Below are 19289 nucleotides of genomic sequence, written 5' to 3'. Positions count from 1 at the left end.
AGCCGACTAAAGGAAACAAGATGAGGGGGAAACCAAAACGGGCCAGCTATTGCTAGCTGACCCGTTTTATCACGTTTTAGTAAAACGCGCGTATTAATTAAGTTTTTCTTTAATACGTGCAGATTTACCAGAACGCTCACGCAAGTAGTAAAGCTTAGCGCGACGAACCGCACCACGGCGCTTAACTGCGATGCTGCTGATAAGAGGGCTGTGCGTTTGGAATACACGCTCAACGCCTTCACCGCTCGAGATTTTACGAACTGTGAATGCTGAGTGTAGGCCACGGTTACGCTTAGCGATTACAACACCTTCAAAGGCCTGTAGACGCTCTTTTTCACCTTCTTTTACACGTACCTGAACAATAACTGTATCACCAGCACCGAACGCAGGTACATCTTGCTTAAGCTGTTCAGCTTCAAGCTCTTTAATAATATTTTGGTTTACTTTTGCCATTTTATTTCTCACTTTCCTAGGTGTAACTGTCTTCTAGCCACAAGCTATGAGTTTTCCTGCTGATATTCAGCAAGTAAACTTGCTTGCTCCTCAGTCAGAGCTAGGTTTTGCAACAAGTCTGGACGTCGTTGCCAAGTTCTTCCGAGTGACTGCTTAAGCCGCCATTTCGCAATTTCTTGGTGGTTACCGCTCAGTAAAACTGATGGAACCGCTTTGCCATCCAATATCTCTGGCCGAGTATAGTGAGGACAATCAAGCAAGCCATCCGAAAATGAGTCTTGCTCAGCCGACTGGTTGTGGCCTAACACCCCTGGCACTAATCGCGCGACCGCGTCGATTAATGTCATGGCCGGTAGTTCACCACCGCTGAGGATAAAATCCCCAATCGACCATTCTTCATCGATATAGGATTCGATGATCCTTTCATCTATACCTTCGTAACGACCAGCTACTAAAATCAGTTTGTCGCTAAGAGCAAGCTCTTGCGCGCCTTGCTGATCTAGTTTCCGCCCTTGTGGCGACATATAAATTACCTTAGCACCCTCACCCGCTGCGGCTTTAGCATCGATTATGGCCTGCTTTAATGGTTCAACCATCATCAACATGCCCGGACCACCGCCATAAGGTCGGTCATCCACTGTACGATGCTTATCCGTCGCGTAATCGCGTGGGTTCCAGCAGTGAAAGTCGATTAAACCACGTTTCACTGCGCGGCCTGTGACACCCTGCTCAGTAATAGCCGAAAACATCTCGGGGAAGAGGCTTATCACCCCCACCCATAAAGGTGCTTGCGCCATTAAAAGGCCGGATCCCAGTCCACAGTAATTTGGCGAGCTTCATGATCCACGTTCTGAATAACCGAATCGGTTAAGAACGGGATTAAACGCTCACCCTTGCCAAACGCATCTTTACTGTTTGCTTTCACAACCAGTACGTCGTTTGAGCCTGTCTCCATCAAGTCATCAACCTGACCTAGGTTGTAACCTTTATCGGTTACCACCATCATGCCGATGAGATCTCGCCAATAGAACTCACCTGCCGGTAGTTCTGGCAGTTGCGCCGCATACACAGAAATTTCCACATTGGTAAAAGCCATTGCTTGGTCTCTGTCGTTTACTTGCGCGAACTTGGCGATAAAGCCTTTGTTGTGGCGACGCCAGTCACTCACTTCAAAGGATTGCCATTTACCTTGTTGCCCTATCAACCATGGGCTGAAATCGAAGATCCCTTCGGGATCATCAGTAAATGAATGTACCTTAAGCCAACCCTTAATCCCATACGGGGCTCCGAGTTTGCCAACGACGATTGTAGAGGCTTGCTCCTGTTGACTCATGGTTACACTTACGCCTATTAAGCCGCTTTACGAGCGTCTTTAACTAGTTTTGCTACGCGATCTGAAAGAGATGCACCTTGACCTACCCAGTGATCAACACGAGATAAATCTAAACGTACTTTTTCTTCCTGACCTGCAGCAATAGGGTTAAAGAAACCTACTTTCTCGATGAAACGACCGTCACGCGAGAAACGGCTATCCGCAACCACAATTTGATAGAAAGGACGCTTCTTAGCGCCACCACGTTGCAAACGAATAGTTACCATACCGTCCTCTAAATAGATTGACTGTTTTCATTAATAAGTTTACTTCCCCATAGAGGGAAGCTGGGGAATTGTACGAATTTTTTGCCACAATGCAAGTAAGAAGTGCATTTAATGCTTTGTTTATGTCGGTTAAATGCTGATCCTAAGCCGCTGTAGCAAGAGGATTTGACCGTTATTCAAACACCTGCTGGTTAATCGTCACAGTCTATACAAATTGACGCTAAAACGCTTCGTTTTATTACCTCCCTTTAGACCCGCATAACAAAGTGGGTCTACTTGTTGGCATCAAGCGAGGCATCACCCGAGGTATCACCTGAGGCTTTGCCTGAGGCATAACCGCTGCCGATGGCAGAAAAGGGCATTTCCAATTGCAGCTCGGGCACCTGCAAGCCTATCCAGGCAGGAAAGGTGTTGCTGTTCGGCCCGGGGAACAAGGTGTATTCATGAGCCCAAGGGTAGCGCGTGGCCGCAGCTTTGATTTTAGGAATAAGCTGTTGTGCCTGTTTGCCACTGATGGATAAAAACTTCTCTGGCCTGGCACCGTACCAGTATCTGTCCGGAGTGTTGGTTTGATAGGTGCGCAGTGCCGGGCGTCCCTGGTCTACGCCCCAACCCACCACTTCGTACACCGTATATTCATCGGCACCCTGCTCTTTAATGGCGAACCAGGTATGCACCGCAAACCAGCCGCGCCAGCCAAAGGCATCGGCGGCATAAAACTCTATAACCGCTTGTGGCTGCGAAACGGGCATAGCAATACCAGCGGGTTCACGACTGGCGGTGCGCCAATCTGAGCTGGCACAGCCGCTCACGCCAGTGAATAATAAAACTAAGAGCAAAACTCGCAACATGATCTCTACCGTTTTTGGCAAGGAGCTTAGGCTTTCACTATTTCATGTGCTCTTGGGCTTTGCAAACACATAAAAAAGCGCGACTCGTGTCACGCTTTTTCTATCTCGTTTGTTAGAGCGATTAAAGGCTTAAAACTTAGGACCGCCAGGGCCACCCATCATACCCGGAGGTAGCATGCCCTTCATACCGCGCATCATTTTCATCATGCCGCCTTTGCCTTTCATCTTCTTCATCATCTTCTGCATTTGCGTAAATTGCTTCAACAGTTTATTGATTTCCTGCACCTGAGTGCCCGAACCCGCAGCAATACGCTTTTTACGCGAGCCCTTGATGATTTCCGGACGAGCACGCTCTTTAGGCGTCATAGAATTGATAATGGCTTCCATTTGCACAAAGGTTTTGTCGCTCATTTGGCCTTTTACCGTATCCGGCAAGTTGCTCATGCCCGGTAACTTATCAAGCATGGACATCATACCGCCCATGTTTTTCATTTGACGCAGCTGCTCGGCAAAGTCTTCTAAGGTAAAGCCATCACCTTTAAATACCTTGTCGGCAACCTTGGCGGCTTTATCCTTATCAATCTTCATCTCCACTTCTTCGATAAGCGACAGTACGTCGCCCATGCCAAGAATACGTGAAGCTACCCGGTCTGGATGGAAAGGCTCTAAGGCATCGGTACGCTCACCCACACCGATAAATTTAATCGGCTTGCCGGTGATATGACGAATTGACAGCGCCGCACCACCACGGGCATCACCGTCTGTTTTAGTCAGGATCACACCGGAAAGCGGCAGCGCTTCATCGAAGGCTTTAGCTGTATTGGCGGCATCCTGACCCGTCATTGAGTCAACAACGAATAGCGTTTCAATAGGATTGATGGCTGCGTGTAGCTCTTTGATTTCATCCATCATGTCGCTGTCGACATGCAAACGACCGGCGGTATCCACCAGCACCACATCGATAAACTTTTTCTTCGCGTGGCTAATGGCGCCAGTGGCAATATCAACCGGCTTTTGGCTGATGTCACTGGGGAAGAATTCAACGTCGACTTCGTTGGCCAGGGTTTCCAGCTGTTTAATCGCCGCCGGACGATATACGTCGGCACTGACCACAAGCACGGATTTTTTCTTACGCTCTTTTAAGAACTTAGCCAGTTTACCCACACTGGTGGTTTTACCAGCACCTTGCAGACCTGCCATCATGACTACAGCCGGTGGCTGGGCATTCAGGTTGAGCTCTTCGTTGGCCTCACCCATGGCTTTTTCAAGTTCTTCGCGGACGATTTTAATGAAAACCTGACCCGGGCTTAGGCTTTTTGTTACTTCCGTGCCAACCGCACGCTCTTTAACCTGCTTCACAAATTCACGTACTACAGGCAGGGCAACATCGGCCTCAAGTAGCGCCATACGTACTTCGCGCAGCGTTTCTTTAATATTGTCTTCGGTAAGACGGCCGCGGCCACTAATATTTTTTAGGGTCTTTCCTAATCGTTCCTGAAGGTTTTCAAACATCGCTAACGAGTCCGTTGCTACTAACTTGGCGGCGATTATAACTGAAAGCGAGGTGCAAATCCCAGAGGCAAGTGCAATGGATTCACATAATTAGATCTAGGCAAGCGTGTGTGCATTACATACAATGTCCTTTTAAAGCATTCATTTAATCCCTTATAAAGGTCATTATGCTGATCACGGTTTTGACATTATTGAGTTGTGTTTTTTACGCTGCGGCAACGGTGCACGTTTTATCACGCTTATTTCACGCCCAAGGACCTTCACAAAAAGCCACGGTCATTTTGAGTACCCTGGCAATACTGACGCACATGGTGCTGTTGGTGAATTCGGTCTTTACCAATCAGGGCCAAGATGTCAGCTTTATTAATGTCTCTTTATTAACCTGCTGGGTTATTGTGCTCTCGGTCACTGCGGTGTCGTTAAAGTTCCCGGCTACCCTGTTGTTGCCTGTGGTCTATGGCTTTGCCGCTATTTTGCTGTTTGCCAGCCTGTTTATGCCGCACCATCTGATAGTGCAAGACATTCATCTTGAAGCAGGTCTGGTTACCCATATCACGCTGTCATTACTGGCCTACTGTATTTTAATTATCGCGACCCTGTACGCGGTACAATTTTATTTTATCGATAAGCGCCTCAAGCGCAAAGACCTGGCCATTGTTTACAGCCACTTGCCGCCACTTATGGTGGTTGAGCGCCAGCTGTACCAATTGGTTACCGTGGGCACGGCGCTGTTGACTATGGCGCTGCTGTCGGGCTTTATCTTTGTCGATACCATGATCAGCAAAGAATATGCCCATAAAACCATCTTATCTCTGCTCGCTTGGGTAATATTTGCCACCGTGGTTTTAGGACGTCACCTTAAAGGCTGGCGTGGCAAGTCCTCGGTCATCACCATTATGGTCGGTGCCGCTTTCTTAACGCTTGCCTACTTCGGTAGTCGCTTTGTTCAAGAAGTGATTTTGCATCGTTTTTAACCAACCACGAATAGACCCGCATAAGCGGGCTTGACTCTGGGCTTTGAGTACCGCTTAATATACCCTGACTAACTACAAAAGGATCCTTCTTTGGACGACATATCGACGAGTACCCTGTTTATAATCTTGGGCATACTCATATTGATTTCGGGCTACTTTTCCGGCTCTGAAACCGGCATCATGTCTATAAACCGGATACGTCTTAGGCACCTAGAAAAAGAAAATCACCCTGCCGCCATGCGTGTCAGCAAGCTACTGAACCGCCCGGACAGACTGATCGGTTTAATTCTTATCGGTAACAACCTAGTTAATATCGCCGCTGCCCAGGTGGCCACCATTATCGGTTTGCGTTTGTATGGCGACATGGGTATTGCCATCGCCACCTTTGCACTGACCCTGGTCGTGCTTATTTTTGCCGAGGTTACGCCAAAAACTCTGGCGGCTCTGTACCCAGAAAAAGTGGCCTTCCCCAGCTCGGTGATCCTCAAATTCCTGTTAAAAGTACTTTATCCTTTGGTTGTCGTGGTCAATGCCATGACCAATGGCATGCTGCGCCTGTTTGGTGTATCGACTCAGGAAATTGAAGAGCACAGCCTGAGTAAAGAAGAATTAAAAACCGTAGTGAGCGAGTCTGGCGCATTTTTACCGGCTAAGCATAAAAGCATGCTCACCTCGATTCTAGACCTTGAGCAGGTCACGGTTGAAGACATCATGATCCCGCGTCACGAAATAAACGCCATTGATATCAACGATGACTGGAAGGCGATCAGTAAACAGCTCACCAATGCACAGCATACTCGCGTGCTCCTTTATCGTGACCAAATCGATGATGCGGTGGGCTTTATCCACGCTCGTGATGCCTTGCGCCTGCTGACCAAGGAGCAGTTTAATAAGGCATCTTTGCTACGTGCAGTACGTGAGATTTACTTTATTCCGGAAGGAACCTCGCTCAACACCCAGTTGCACAAGTTCCAGCAGGTCAAAGAGCGTATCGGTCTTGTCGTTGACGAATACGGTGATATTCAAGGCCTGGTAACGCTTGAGGACATTCTCGAGGAAGTGGTCGGTGACTTTACCACTACCCAAACTCGCGCTCCGAGCGAGGAAGTCAATATTCAGGCCGATGGCTCAGTCCTGGTCGAAGGCAGCGCCAATATTCGCGACCTCAACAAGGAAATGGGCTGGAAACTGCCTATCGACGGTCCTAAAACCCTAAGCGGCTTAATCGTTGAGTATCTTGAAGATATTCCCGATGCCAACCTGGGCTTAAAAATCGCCGGCTACCCTATCGAGGTACTGGAAGTAAAAGAAAACATGATTAAGCTAGTGCGCGTTATCCCACCGAAAAAGCGTAAGAAAAGCTAGAAAAATCAATACACCACTGTCATCTGTGCTTTAATAAAACTTTGTCGTTAACAAAGGAAAGCACAGATGACAGACATCTCCTTAGAAAATATCTACAACACCGCCATAGAAATGCTGATGCAGTACGGCCCTAAATTCGTCCTTGCCATTGTCGTTCTGTTCGTTGGTTGGTGGCTTATCGGCCGTGTTGCCACCATGTGCGAGCGATCCATGCATAAAGTGAAGGTTGAAGCCGGGCTGACGCACTTTTTGGTCTCCTTCATCGGCGTCGTTCTTAAGGTGCTGCTGCTTATTTCCGTCGCTTCCATGATTGGGGTTGAGACCACCTCCTTTATCGCCATGCTCGGTGCAGCTGGTCTGGCCGTGGGAATGGCACTTCAAGGCAGCCTGGCAAACTTCGCCGGTGGTGTACTGATCCTCTTCTTTAAACCCTTTAAGGTAGGTGATGTAATTGAGGCCCAGGGCCATATGGGTAAGGTGGTAGAAATACAAATTTTTGTGACCGTCTTGCTCACCTATGATAACCAAAAAATCATAATTCCTAACGGGGCCCTCTCTAACGGCACGGTGAAAAACCTGTTTGTTGAAGAAAACCGCCGTGTCGATATCGAGTTTGGGATCAGCTATGGCGACGACGTGCACAAGGCTCGTGAGGTATTGATGTCGGTGCTTAAAGACTATGACATGGTGCTGACAGATCCTGAGCCTCTGGTGCATGTGAGTCAGCACGGTGATAGCCATATTGGTATGCTGGTGTGGGCCTGGGTCAAATCAGAAAATTATTGGCCGGTGTATTTTGGCCTATACGAGCGGGTGAAAATTGCCTTTGATGCCGCCGATATCACCATCCCCTTCCCGCAACGCGATGTGTATATCCACACCTTTCCAAAACAAACCCAGTAACTTGGTCAGCACATAAAAAACGGCGCCTTAGCGCCGTTTTTTTAAACTCAAGAGAACAAACGCTCCAGCCAACTCTTGTCTAAATCGGCCTCGCAGCGCTTTAACTGAGCGCCGTAACGTCCGGCCCGCTGTTTCACCTTGTTGGCCACGCTTAGTAACCACTTTTTGTTATTGTGAGTGCCGCGCTTAAAGCCGCCCCAGCCTTCATGATAATTAAGGTATTGGGCATAGGCATCCCACTTAGATATGCCATTAACCTGATGGGTTTTCCACACAAACCAGGCCATAAAGTCGATGGCATCGTCAAAGTCATCTCTGTCGGCACCGCCATTATCGGTTTCACGGGTATAGTCTTCCCAGGTCAAAGTTTTCGCCTGAGAATAACCATAGGCATCGCTGGCACGGCCTATGGGAATAAAACCAAGGAAGTATTCCATCGGTGGTGCGGCATCGTGTTTAAAGGAGCTTTCCTGATACATCATGGCCATCAGCACATGTTTCGGCGATCCCCACTTTTCCTGGGCATCCTTGGCATCGAAATACCAATCTTCCTTTTCTTCAAAAATCTTACAGATATCATCAGGTTGCTTTGGCGGTGCGGTGGCACAACCGGACAAATACAGAGTCAGCAGCAATAAAATCGAAATTTTTTTCATTTTTTTTGAACTAACTCCTTAGGGCCCAGTCTGAGTATATGAATGCAGCAGTTTAGCATTGTTTCATCCCTGTAGAATATTTTGCGCGGCTACCTTAGCCGCGCTTTTTTATTCCTGAAACTATTCCTTAAAATAGTCATCCAAAAAGGCTTCAAAGCTCAAGGTATCCGCCGCTTCGATGTCTTTTTGCGCCACCACCGACTGCTCGGCCTGTTGCTGCAAATAGGCCTTATCGAAGCTGTGATACTGCCACTTCTGATGTTGCTCAAGGTATTCCTTCGCAAGCTCCAAGGCAAATACGCCATTGTCCGTATTAGCGGCCAATAACTGTGCCATATAACGACCTGAGGTGGTTTTTTCAGGAGCATCTACCCAGGTTGCAAGCTCATTGACCGTTTCACGGTAATGACTCACACCATGGGCCGTATCCATATAATCGGCTACCTTAGCAAGCTCAGCAAAAATATCGCCGGCCCACTGGGTTAACGAGACCTCTTGAGCATTGCGAACTAGTATAAGCTCAGGGTTGCGGCCCTGATTGACTACCTGATCGAGGTTTTCCTGGGTTTGCGTTTGCTCTTCCCAGCTCATCTGTGGCGAGGCCTTAAGCAGGCAGTAGGTTAGAAATACATCGAGGAAATAAATTTGCTGTAAGTCGATACCGGTATCGGCAAAGGGATTCACATCCAAAGCTCGGATCTCGATATATTCAATGCCACCACGTAACAGCGCTTCTGTTGGTTTTTCACCGGAGCGGGCATTACGTTTAGGGCGAATAGGCGAGTAAAACTCGTTTTCTATTTGTAAAATATTCTTGTTGAGCTGTTGCGGCACAGCTCCGTGATAATCTTCCAAGTCCTGATATAAATTTGAAGGCAGGCTGATCGCCTTTTTCAGGCCATCGACGTATTCCTCAAGGGAGTTATACATGACCTTTAAACTGGACTGGGCACTATTGGTATAACCGAGATCGCCTAAACGCAGCGCCGTACCATGCTCAAGATATAAAGAGCCCTTACCGAGCGATTTAAAGGGCAAGTCGGTTTTGCGCCCTTCCAGGAAAGAGCTACACAGGGCCGGCGAAGCGCCGAACAAATAACTGATCAGCCATAATTCGCGCTTAAAGTTACGAATAAGACCAAGGTAACCGTCGGAAATAAAAGACTGTAACTCACCGCTATCGCCGCTTTGGCTTTGCAGGCTGCGCCAGAAGCTCAGTGGAAATGAGATATTGAAGTGCACACCGGCAATGGCCTGCATCATACTGCCATAACGATTTTTTAGGCCTTCGCGATACAGGGTTTTCATTCGCCCTATGTTGGAGCTACCAAATTGCGCCAGGGGAATTTCATCCTGGTTCTGAATATAACAAGGCATACTCACGGGCCACAGCAACTCACCGTCGAGTTGTTCAAGGGTGAACTTTTGCAAGTCCCTTAGCTGCGCCAGTGTTTCTTTTGGGTCATCACTCACCGGGGTAATAAATTCTAATAAGGCTTCGGAGAAGTCGGTGGTGATCATTGAATTGGTCAGTGCGCAGCCGATGGCAACGGGATGCGGACGCGTCGACAAACCGCCCTGCTTATTCGTGCGCAATGCCTCGCGCTCGATACCACGTTGTATGCCTACTATCGCCGCCAATTCCGATGGCGCGGACAAAGCGCTAATTCGCTGCTGTAATTGTGTACAAGTCAAAAAGTTCTACCTCTGGAGCGTCAGCTCAATTGTGTTGTTATGGGGGGCATCGCTCATTACTCAAGACCAGGGCAATAAAATTACTTTCTCTTTGCTGCTATTTTGCTCAATTTGCTGATGCGCCACCCCTGCAGCACTTAACGGCATACACCTGTGTGCTAACTTTAGCTTACCCTGGCAATACCAAGAATAAAGGCGCTGTAATTGCGAGGCATTTTTTACCACCAGCACCCCCTTACCCTGGACCCTTTGCTCCTGAGCCGCAGCGATAATTTGCGCCTGCGATAAGGTCGGCACAGTCACCATCACACTTTGTGCAGACAAGCCCTGTAAGCAGTGCATGCCCACTTCCATACCCACCACATCAAGCAAATAACGCTTGGCCGGTGATTTAACAAAGTCATCATAACCGATTTGTTCAAAGCGCTTCGCTAACTCATGAGGTAATGCACTGCGGGTGACAGCTATAACTCGATAACCCATATTGGCGGCTATTTGCAGCGCCAGCGAGCCGACGCTGCCATTGGCGCCATTAATATACAAGGGCTGGCTTTTCGGACACTCAAGCTTATTGAGAGCTTGAAATGCGGTCAATCCAGCAAGACAGAGACCGGCCAACACGGGATCGGCATTCTCTTTATCGACTTTGATCAACTCGTTGTCGCGGGCTTTGGCATATTGTGCATAGGTGCCTGGGTGAGCGGCAAATCCAACCATGCCCATAACCAGATCACCGCCTTGCAGGCCTGAAACCTGCTCGCCACACTCGACCACCTCACCGTAGAGGTCATAACCCAGAGCCAGGGGCAAATTATGTTTGTTTTGCTCTGCGGCAAAACCGATACCGGCACGGGTTTTTACATCGATAGGATTAATGGCTGCACTGAGTACCTTAACCAAGACCTCATCGGCTGCAACTGTGGGATAGGCCACCGAAATGGGTTTAATTACACCGGGCTCACCAAAGGCCTGAATAGCCATGGCTTGATAGTCGCGTGTCATAAGCAACTCTGTTTGTTCGAATTATTGGCTCTATATTGACATTACCGTCGCGCTGAGACAATAAAAAAGGCGGCCAAAAAGAGGCCGCCTTGTTATGTCTTAGAAGATTAAATTTATTTACCGATAAAGGTAAAGCCATTCTCATCGGCATCGATGCAAATGGTATTGCCCGTTGTTAACTCACCAGAGAGTAGCTTCTGCGCCAGCGGGTTTTCAATGGCATGCTGAATGGCACGCTTCAACGGGCGAGCGCCATACACAGGATCAAAACCGCTTTGCGCCAGTTTAGCCAGAGCTTCATCGGTAACCTCCAGGCTAAAGCCCTTCTCAGCAAGACGTTCATACAGTTTCGCCAACTGAATATCGGCAATCTGTTTAATATGTTCGCTCGCCAATGGATGGAAGACCACGGTTTCATCAATACGGTTGATGAACTCGGGGCGGAACTGTTGCGCCAGCACCATCATGACCTTCTCTTTCATGGTGGCGTAGTCGTTTTTACTCGCTTCCTCTTGGATCACGTCAGAACCCAGGTTCGAAGTCATAATGATCACAGTGTTTTTAAAGTCCACGGTACGCCCCTGACCATCGGTTAAACGGCCATCATCGAGCACTTGAAGCAAAATATTGAACACATCCGGGTGTGCTTTTTCCACCTCATCAAGCAAGATCACCGAGTACGGACGACGACGTACGGCTTCCGTAAGGTAACCCCCTTCTCGTAGCCGACATAACCAGGAGGCGCACCCACCAAACGAGCGACGGAGTGTTTTTCCATAAACTCGGACATATCGATACGTACCATGGCATCTTCGGTGTCAAACATAAGCTGAGCCAAGGCCTTGGTCAACTCGGTTTTACCCACACCCGTTGGCCCCAGGAATAAGAAGGAACCGATGGGGCGATTAGGGTCGGCCAGCCCGGCACGAGAACGACGAATGGCATTGGCCACCGCAGTCACCGCCTCATCCTGACCTATCACCCTTTGATGCAGCTCCAGCTCCATTTGCAAGAGCTTCTCGCGCTCGCCCTGGAGCATTTTCGCTACCGGGATACCGGTCCAGCGTGACAGAATCTCGGCGATTTCATCCTCGCCCACCTTATTACGCAACAGGCTCATATCCTGCATTTCGGCTTGCGATGCCAGCTCCAGCTTGCGCTCAAGCTCAGGAATACGGCCATATTGGAGCTCAGACATGCGTTGCAGATCGCTGGCACGGCGCGCTACATCCAAATCCAAACGAGCCTGCTCTAGCTCCGCCTTGATCACTTGGGTGCCCTGCAATGAGGCCTTTTCTGCACTCCAAACTTCGTCAAGCTCGGCATATTCGCCTTCAAGTTCCTTAATAAGCCCCTGCATTTCTTCGCGGCGCTTTTGTGAGGCCTCGTCTTTTTCCTTCGCCAGTGCATTATCTTCCAGCTTCAGCTGAATAATACGGCGTTCAAGGCGGTCAAGCGGCTCCGGCTTAGAGTCGATTTGTAAACGAATGGACGAGCCTGCCTCATCGATAAGATCAATGGCCTTATCCGGTAACTGGCGGTCGCTAATGTAACGATGCGACAAATGCGCCGCCGCAACAATAGCCGGGTCGGTGATCTCCACCGAATGGTGCAGCTCGTAACGCTCTTTTAGGCCACGTAAAATGGCAATGGTGTCTTCAACGCTGGGCTCATCCACCAACACTTTTTGGAAGCGACGCTCAAGGGCGGCATCCTTTTCAATATATTGGCGGTACTCATCCAAGGTCGTAGCCCCAACACAGTGCAGCTCACCACGGGCCAAGGCCGGCTTAAGCATATTTCCCGCATCCATGGCGCCATCGGCTTTACCGGCACCGACCATGGTGTGTATCTCATCGATAAAGAGGATCACCTGCCCTTCTTCCTTGGCCAGCTCATTAAGCACCGACTTTAAGCGCTCTTCAAACTCACCACGGTATTTGGCACCGGCTACCAGGGCGCCCATGTCCAGCGACAAGACTCGCTTGTTTTTAAGGCCCTCGGGCACCTCGCCATTAATAATACGCTGGGCCAAGCCCTCAACAATCGCGGTTTTACCCACACCCGGCTCACCAATAAGCACAGGGTTATTCTTGGTACGACGTTGCAATACCTGCACGGTGCGGCGAATTTCTTCATCACGGCCAATCACAGGGTCGAGCTTGCCTTGCTCGGCGCGCTCGGTCAGATCTATGGTGAATTTTTCCAAGGCCTGACGGGTTTCCTCGGCATTAGGATCATCTACTTTTTGTCCGCCGCGCAGCGCTTCTATGGCGGTTTCTACCTTGCTGCTGTTAATGTTCAGCGCCTTGAAAATATCGCCCAAGGGGCCTTTATCGTCGCAGGCGGCAAGAACAAAAATTTCGCTGGAGATGTATTTGTCTTTGCGCTTTTGCGCGTATTTGTCGCACAGATTAAGCAAGGTCACCATGTTGTTCGACAACTGCACGTCGCCACCCACACCTTCGACCTTAACAAGTTTTTCAATCGCTTGAGAGAGCTTGGTATTGAGTTCATCGGCACTAACGCCGGCTTGGGCTAATAAGGCACGTACGCTTGAGCCGCTTTGCTGTAGCAGCGCATACATAAGGTGGACGGGTTCAATAAATTGGTGGTCGCGCCCCAGTGCCAAAGATTGAGCATCGGAAAGCGCTTGTTGGAATTTACTCGTAAATTTGTCTAAACGCATGTATCTGTTTCCACTAAATAGTTTGATTAGCTAATTAATGGGTGCGAGTTAGACAATGTTCAAGATGAACGAGCAAAAAATGGACGATTATTTGCGCCAGATCACACTTGCCATACGCCCAGTTTGACCATCGCGACGATAGGAGAAGTATTGCTCGGTCAATGAATAAGTGCACTGCTGCGCATCGGCAATAGCGGTCACACCAAGGCCTTTCAGCTTTTGTGTTGCCAGCAGGGGTAAATTGGCAAGAAACTTATCGCCATGTGGCTTAAAGGCAAGCTCATGGGCACTATCAAGGGCAAGGAATTGTGCTTTGACCTCGGCGCCGACCTCAAATGCCAAGGGGCCAATTGCCGGTCCTAGCCACGCGGATATCTTAGCGGCTGGTGCATTAAATAAGGGTATGGCCTTTTCAATAATTCCCCCTTGCAGCGAGCGCCAACCGCAGTGCAAGGCGGCAATTTCTTCACCATCATCACTGGCAAGTAAAACCGGCAGGCAATCTGCTGTCATAATAGCAAGCGGCGTTTGTACGCAGCGGGTGAATAAGCCGTCTGCTTCGATATGGCTGGTATCGCTTTGATCACTAAGAATGTGTATATGTGTGCCGTGTACCTGCTGCACATAGTGCGCCGGTGCAGGCAGGCAAGCATTCAGCAAAGCGCGATTTTGAGCAACCAAGGCGTTATCATCACCGACATGGTAGCCGAGATTAAAACCTTGATATACCCCTTGGCTGACACCGCACTGGCGAGTGGTTTGCAAAGCACCCACTTTTGCGGCTGCTAGAGCGGCCGCAGGCCAGGTTGGGGTAAAAACGCTGGAATTAATAGTCTTCGTGACCATTTAGCTGGGTATCCAGACGCAAGGCTTCGGTCAGGGCAACCATATCCTCGGGCACTGGCACCTGCCAACGCATTTGCTCACCTGTGATCGGGTGTGCAAGCTGCAACTTAATGGCATGCAGAGCCTGGCGCTTAAAGCCACGCAATACGCTGATAAATTCCTCACTGGCATTTTTCGGCGGACGCGGTCGACCACCATAGAAGGGGTCACCTACCAAGGGGTGGCTAATATGTGCCATATGCACACGGATTTGGTGCGTACGTCCAGACTCCAAACGCAGACGCAGGCGCGTATGAGCGCGGAACTTCTCGGCAACACGGTAATGAGTTACCGCCGGCTTACCAAACTCGGTTACCGCCATATGGGTACGCTTAGTCGCGTGACGGCCAATAGGTGCATCCACCATGCCACCCGCCGTCATGGTGCCATAACAAATGGCCTCATATTCACGAGTAAAGTTATCACGCTTTTGCAGCGCCGCAACCAGATGCGTTTGTGCCGGTATGGTTTTGGCAATCACCATTAGACCCGTGGTGTCTTTATCCAGTCGGTGCACAATGCCGGCACGCGGCACATTTTCGATTTCCGGGCAGTGATGCAACAAGGCATTAAGCACGGTGCCATCTGGGTTACCTGCACCTGGATGCACAACCAGACCCGCAGGCTTGTTGATCACTAAAATATCATCGTCTTCGTAAACGATATTCAAATCGATATCTTGTGCTTCATACTCGCGCGGTGCTTCCAGCTGGGCTTCGATGTTAACCTGTTCTCCCCCCAACAATTTTTCACGTGGGGTGTTTACCACCAGGCCGTTAACATGCACCATGTCATCGAGAATCCAAGTTTTAATGCGCGAGCGAGAATAATCCGGGAACAATTGCGCTAAAATCTGGTCTAGACGTTTACCGCCCAGCTCTACGGGAACCTCTGCACTGAGGGAAATTTGTTCTGCCATAAGCAAGTTTTACCTAATTTACCAGTGCAAGGTCTGCTTGACTGGGTTAGAATCGCATAATTCGCATAGTTTACTCGGTTTTACCTACTTGGCCTAGCCAAAGACAACGAAGGTACCTAATTAATGATAAATAAAATAAGTAAACGGGCATTAGCAGTCGTATTCACGGCCTCCTTACTTAGCGCATGTTCATCGGCACCAGAGCAAGAAGAAATAGAACGCGTGCCTAATAAATCGGCGCAGGCGCTCTATGAAGACGCACGCCAAACGCTAGATTCGGGCCTTTACGCCCGTGCGATAGAATTACTTTCGGCTATTGATGCTCGCTATCCTTTCGGTCCATTTTCTAAACAAGTACAGATGGACTTGGTCTACGCTCACTATCAAACTGGCAATACCGAGCAGGCCCTGGCTACCATCGACCGTTTTATTCGCTTAAATCCCAACCATAAAGACTTGGACTACATGTATTACATGCGTGGCTTGGTGAATATCAAGGCGGATGAAAATGCATTTCAGGAATACTTTGGTGTTGACCGCGCCGACCGCGATGCCCAGCGCACTCGCGTCGCCTTTAGTGATTTCTCAACTCTGATCAATAACTACCCTGAGAGTAAATATGCTCCCGAGGCCAAACGCCGCCTGGTATGGCTGCTAAATAAAATGGCTCGTAATGAGTTAAAGGTAGCGAATTATTACTATGAGCGTGAGGCTTATTTGGCGGCCGCCAACCGTGGTAAATATGTGGTAGAGCATTTCTCGCAAAGTAGCTATTTAATCCCGGCGCTGGAAATGATGGTGAAGAGCTATGAAAAGCTTGGCCTTGATGACGTGGCTGCGCACACCAGACAAACGCTGGAATTAAACAAGGATAAACGTTAAGTAGTTAAATAGCTTAACCAAGATACTAAAAATCCGATGCTCAACACATCGGATTTTTTATAGCTTGAATACCAATTTTACTAATGTAATTGATATTAGATGGCTTGTTCGTCTTCTTCTTGTGTACGGATACGTACTACACGCTCGACATCGGTCACAAAAATTTTACCGTCACCAATTTTGCCCGTTTGTGCCGTGCTCACTATGACTTCAATGGCACGATCGACATCTTCATCGGCAAGGACAATATCAAGCTTCACTTTAGGCAGAAAGTCGACCATATACTCGGCGCCACGATAAAGCTCAGTATGTCCCTTTTGGCGGCCAAAGCCTTTCACTTCGCATACCGTCATACCCGTGATACCCACCTCAGATAAGGCTTCTCGTACGTCGTCCAATTTAAATGGCTTGATGATGGCTTCTACTTTTTTCATATTTTCGTTCTTGCGCTGGCAGATGAGCCGATTTTAGTCAATTGTTGACGGCGACGCAAACACCAAAAGGGGTGACTAATGCGTTAATGGTGTTAAAATTAATATAATTACACCAACAGGACGATGTAATGAAAAATCATCACTTTACAAAACAACACGGTTTTACTCTTATTGAACTGATGGTGACAATCGCCATTGGTGCCATCTTGCTGGGTATGGCTTTATTCAGCACCACACAAATGACGAATAAAGAAAAAGCCAATAATTTTGCCATGGAATTTAAGCGTCAGGTTAAGTTTGCCCGCGCTAAAGCCATGACGACCGGTGATCCAGTTGTCATGTGCGCCATGGAAAATCCGGGGTCTGATGGAGCTTGTGCTGATGACTGGACAACGGGCAGCATTGTTATGTTTTCCGATATCAACGCCAGTGATGAATTTGAGAGCAGCGACGATGTGTTATTGCGTTCATTGTCTTCACTTGTGTCTAATAGCAAATTAAAAAGTACCGCTACAGATAAGTTCTTAATCTTTGACCAGCGCGGTCAAGTGAATACAACACAAAGCTTTATTTATTGCCCAACCAGCGACAATAAATACAATATTGAGCTTCAAGTAATGCCTGCCGGCACCATTCGCGACCTGGGCAAAACCACCAGTACTTGCGATTCCTAACAAGGCAGCTAACCTTATAGCTAAAGGATTAGATATGGGCTTCAAGGATGAAAGCACAATCTCTGGTTTATTCACATCATGCCGCCTTAGGTATGACGCTGGTAGAATTAATGGTTGCTATCTCAATAGCCGCTATTCTTATCAGCATCGCTCTGTTTAGCTTCGGTGACCTACAACTTACTAATCGCCGCACTAACTATATGCAAACCCTGCATCGCAATGTAATGTCAGCTCGCGCCTACGCCATCTACCATAATCAGTTTGTAAGAATCTGCCCGCAAATAGCGCAGCAATGCACAGACTCCTGGCAAAACGACATAATGATTTTTGTTGACGAAAATCAAGACCGTCAGCGCAATGCTAACGAACAGATCCTGCGTGTTATCTCCCCTCCTCATTCAGGCGACCGCATCAGCTATTCGCGAACCGGTGTCAGTTTTAAACCCACAGGAATGTTGCTGGGTTTTAATAACGGCAGCTTTGTCTATTGCTCGGTAGAGCCCAAATTAAATCAACCCGCACTGCGTATTACCGTGAGTCTAGTCGGCCGAATTCGCTTACTTGAGGATAGCGACAAATGTAATTAGGAACGCTGCAAGGGTATGATTTGGTTACCGCCCGACTCACGTGTTTTTTTGGAGGTTCACCTCGAACAACATGCACCTTGTAAACGCCGTGCTGCATCACTACGTTCACGCGTACGGGCTCACTTATATTGGGAAGGGTCTCTATATCAATGTCGGCTCTATTGGTACTTAAACGAAGCGATAGAGTAAAGCCAAAGCACATATAACTCCCAAAACTACCTTATAAGCCAAGTAAAGAATCCACCTTCTGAAGAAGGTGGCTTTGTAAATGCCCCCTCAAAGGGGGCGTTGTTTACTCCAGCGTTAACTTAGCTTGCTTCTGTTTTTCTTCTTTCTCTTGATGTCGGACGTAACGCCTTATTATCTCTTCATTTATTCCAACCGTATCGACAAAGTACCCTCGCTGCCAAAAATGGTTACCCCACATTTTGTTCTTCCTCAAGTACGGATATTTACTAAATAGTTTTAGTGCTATTTTGCCTTTGAGTGCTCCCTTCAGTCTCGATATCGATAACTTGGGCGGTACTTTTATAACTAAATGAACATGGTCTACCTGTACATTTAGCTCTACCACTTTGCATCCAAGCTGCTCACTGTAAACGTGAATACTGCGGTAAACATCCTTACCTACTTTGTTTTTGAGAATTCTAAAACGGTACTTTGGAGTCCAAACTATATGATATTGACATCGCCAGTACACATGCGATGCTTTCTCGTATCTACTCATGCTTCTTGTCCTTTGACTTCGCTAAAAATCAACGGAGCAATTAGCATGGGTAGCTTTTTCAGGCCAAGCCTAAATTGATGATAACCACCTACTGAAGTAGGTGGTTTAGGGGCTGAAAGTAAAAATGCCAGCAAAGCTGGCATTTTCTAAAGCGTGAAACTAGGTTCGTTGATACTAACGCAACTTCAGCTTATCCAATTTACGTGCGTTAGTATCGGAAAACTCTTCACTACGTAAAACGCACTGCTGAATTTCTGCTACCCGTTGTAGCTTCTTGCCTGGGTATTTATGCCCTTCTGCAATAGCCGCATTAGCCGCCTGCGCCTTACTTTTTTGCTTTATCTCCACATCGATAACGGCAAAGGTATTGTCTTCTAACAAGGCATAGCACTTATAACCATTAAGCGATTTAGCGTAAACGCTTGATGACAAGGCAACCAAGGCACCCGCTAACATTAATTTTGATAAAATTTTCATATAGC

General features: G+C 48.2%; 20 protein-coding genes and 1 pseudogene. 6 read left to right on the top strand and 15 right to left on the bottom strand.

All coding sequences use genetic code 11. The annotated features are described in order from the left end of the window. Nucleotides 1-93 precede the first annotated feature (93 nt). The 6 genes from rplS to ffh form a co-directional block, all read right to left on the bottom strand. Entirely contained in the window at nt 94-453 is a 360-nt protein-coding gene (gene rplS / locus C2M17_RS12035) for a 50S ribosomal protein L19 (RefSeq protein WP_105200998.1), read from the bottom strand. A gap of 44 nt (nt 454-497) precedes the next feature. After that, complete coding sequence (trmD, locus tag C2M17_RS12030) at nt 498-1250, bottom strand: tRNA (guanosine(37)-N1)-methyltransferase TrmD (RefSeq protein WP_105200997.1); 753 nt, start codon at nt 1248-1250, stop codon at nt 498-500. Next, nucleotides 1250-1786: a ribosome maturation factor RimM gene (gene rimM, locus C2M17_RS12025; protein WP_105200996.1), complete on the bottom strand. Its 537-nt coding sequence runs from the start codon at nt 1784-1786 to the stop codon at nt 1250-1252. The genes trmD and rimM overlap by 1 nt, the downstream gene beginning before the upstream one ends. Nucleotides 1787-1803: 17 nt before the next feature. After that, nucleotides 1804-2052: a 30S ribosomal protein S16 gene (gene rpsP / locus C2M17_RS12020; protein ID WP_017216164.1), complete on the bottom strand. Its 249-nt coding sequence runs from the start codon at nt 2050-2052 to the stop codon at nt 1804-1806. Between the two features lie 272 nt (nt 2053-2324). After that, nucleotides 2325-2903: a DUF3750 domain-containing protein gene (locus C2M17_RS12015; RefSeq protein WP_199776020.1), complete on the bottom strand. Its 579-nt coding sequence runs from the start codon at nt 2901-2903 to the stop codon at nt 2325-2327. 129 nt (nt 2904-3032) lie between these two features. Beyond that, a complete protein-coding gene (ffh, locus tag C2M17_RS12010) occupies nt 3033-4415 on the bottom strand; it encodes a signal recognition particle protein (RefSeq protein WP_105200995.1) in 1383 nt (460 codons plus the stop codon). Nucleotides 4416-4582: 167 nt separating this feature from the next. On the opposite strand from ffh, the gene C2M17_RS12005 reads away from it, so the two are divergent. The 3 genes from C2M17_RS12005 to C2M17_RS11995 all read left to right on the top strand — a co-directional run bounded on the left by C2M17_RS12005 (nt 4583) and on the right by C2M17_RS11995 (nt 7657). Next, nucleotides 4583-5389: a cytochrome C assembly family protein gene (locus tag C2M17_RS12005; protein WP_105200994.1), complete on the top strand. Its 807-nt coding sequence runs from the start codon at nt 4583-4585 to the stop codon at nt 5387-5389. 90 nt (nt 5390-5479) lie between these two features. Continuing rightward, nucleotides 5480-6754 carry an HlyC/CorC family transporter gene (locus tag C2M17_RS12000; protein WP_105200993.1) on the top strand — a complete coding sequence of 425 codons (1275 nt, stop codon included), beginning with the start codon at nt 5480-5482 and terminating at the stop codon, nt 6752-6754. 66 nt (nt 6755-6820) lie between these two features. Next, nucleotides 6821-7657 (top strand): mechanosensitive ion channel family protein, encoded by an 837-nt coding sequence (locus tag C2M17_RS11995; RefSeq protein WP_105200992.1) that lies wholly within the window; start codon nt 6821-6823, stop codon nt 7655-7657. A 47-nt stretch (nt 7658-7704) separates the two neighbouring features. Here the strand turns inward: C2M17_RS11995 and C2M17_RS11990 are convergent, their stop codons facing one another. The 6 genes and pseudogenes from C2M17_RS11990 to rluD form a co-directional block, all read right to left on the bottom strand. After that, nucleotides 7705-8313 (bottom strand): transglycosylase SLT domain-containing protein, encoded by a 609-nt coding sequence (locus C2M17_RS11990; RefSeq protein ID WP_105200991.1) that lies wholly within the window; start codon nt 8311-8313, stop codon nt 7705-7707. 120 nt (nt 8314-8433) lie between these two features. Then, a complete protein-coding gene (gene gshA, locus C2M17_RS11985; RefSeq protein ID WP_105200990.1) occupies nt 8434-10008 on the bottom strand; it encodes a glutamate--cysteine ligase in 1575 nt (524 codons plus the stop codon). Between the two features lie 60 nt (nt 10009-10068). After that, nucleotides 10069-11010 (bottom strand): NADP-dependent oxidoreductase, encoded by a 942-nt coding sequence (locus tag C2M17_RS11980; protein ID WP_105200989.1) that lies wholly within the window; start codon nt 11008-11010, stop codon nt 10069-10071. Nucleotides 11011-11123: 113 nt separating this feature from the next. Next, nucleotides 11124-13699, bottom strand: a pseudogene (gene clpB / locus C2M17_RS11975) (ATP-dependent chaperone ClpB). A gap of 87 nt (nt 13700-13786) precedes the next feature. After that, nucleotides 13787-14473 carry a peptidoglycan editing factor PgeF gene (gene pgeF, locus C2M17_RS11970; RefSeq protein WP_233997991.1) on the bottom strand — a complete coding sequence of 229 codons (687 nt, stop codon included), beginning with the start codon at nt 14471-14473 and terminating at the stop codon, nt 13787-13789. A 52-nt stretch (nt 14474-14525) separates the two neighbouring features. Continuing rightward, a complete protein-coding gene (gene rluD, locus C2M17_RS11965; protein WP_105200987.1) occupies nt 14526-15503 on the bottom strand; it encodes a 23S rRNA pseudouridine(1911/1915/1917) synthase RluD in 978 nt (325 codons plus the stop codon). Between the two features lie 123 nt (nt 15504-15626). On the opposite strand from rluD, the gene C2M17_RS11960 reads away from it, so the two are divergent. After that, the gene (locus C2M17_RS11960; protein ID WP_105200986.1) at nt 15627-16385 is read left to right on the top strand and encodes an outer membrane protein assembly factor BamD; all 759 of its coding nucleotides are present in this window, start codon (nt 15627-15629) and stop codon (nt 16383-16385) included. Nucleotides 16386-16480: 95 nt separating this feature from the next. On the opposite strand, the gene glnB is transcribed toward C2M17_RS11960, so the two are convergent. Further along, nucleotides 16481-16819 carry a nitrogen regulatory protein P-II gene (glnB, locus tag C2M17_RS11955; RefSeq protein ID WP_105190133.1) on the bottom strand — a complete coding sequence of 113 codons (339 nt, stop codon included), beginning with the start codon at nt 16817-16819 and terminating at the stop codon, nt 16481-16483. A gap of 128 nt (nt 16820-16947) precedes the next feature. Between glnB and C2M17_RS11950 the strand changes: the two genes are divergently transcribed. Together C2M17_RS11950 and C2M17_RS11945 are read left to right on the top strand one after the other, a co-directional pair. Next, nucleotides 16948-17493 (top strand): GspH/FimT family pseudopilin, encoded by a 546-nt coding sequence (locus C2M17_RS11950; protein ID WP_105200985.1) that lies wholly within the window; start codon nt 16948-16950, stop codon nt 17491-17493. A 47-nt stretch (nt 17494-17540) separates the two neighbouring features. Beyond that, nucleotides 17541-18080, top strand: coding sequence for a GspH/FimT family protein (locus C2M17_RS11945; RefSeq protein ID WP_105200984.1), 540 nt, complete (start codon nt 17541-17543; stop codon nt 18078-18080). 292 nt (nt 18081-18372) lie between these two features. On the opposite strand, the gene tnpA is transcribed toward C2M17_RS11945, so the two are convergent. Both tnpA and C2M17_RS11935 read right to left on the bottom strand, forming a co-directional pair. Beyond that, entirely contained in the window at nt 18373-18807 is a 435-nt protein-coding gene (gene tnpA, locus C2M17_RS11940; RefSeq protein WP_105200983.1) for an IS200/IS605 family transposase, read from the bottom strand. Between the two features lie 174 nt (nt 18808-18981). After that, complete coding sequence (locus C2M17_RS11935) at nt 18982-19284, bottom strand: hypothetical protein (RefSeq protein WP_105213057.1); 303 nt, start codon at nt 19282-19284, stop codon at nt 18982-18984. Nucleotides 19285-19289 lie beyond the last annotated feature (5 nt).

The sequence above is a fragment of the Pseudoalteromonas sp. T1lg10 genome (assembly GCF_002964545.1).
Taxonomy (GTDB): domain Bacteria; phylum Pseudomonadota; class Gammaproteobacteria; order Enterobacterales; family Alteromonadaceae; genus Pseudoalteromonas.
This window is presented reverse-complemented; position numbering and strand designations above follow the sequence as displayed.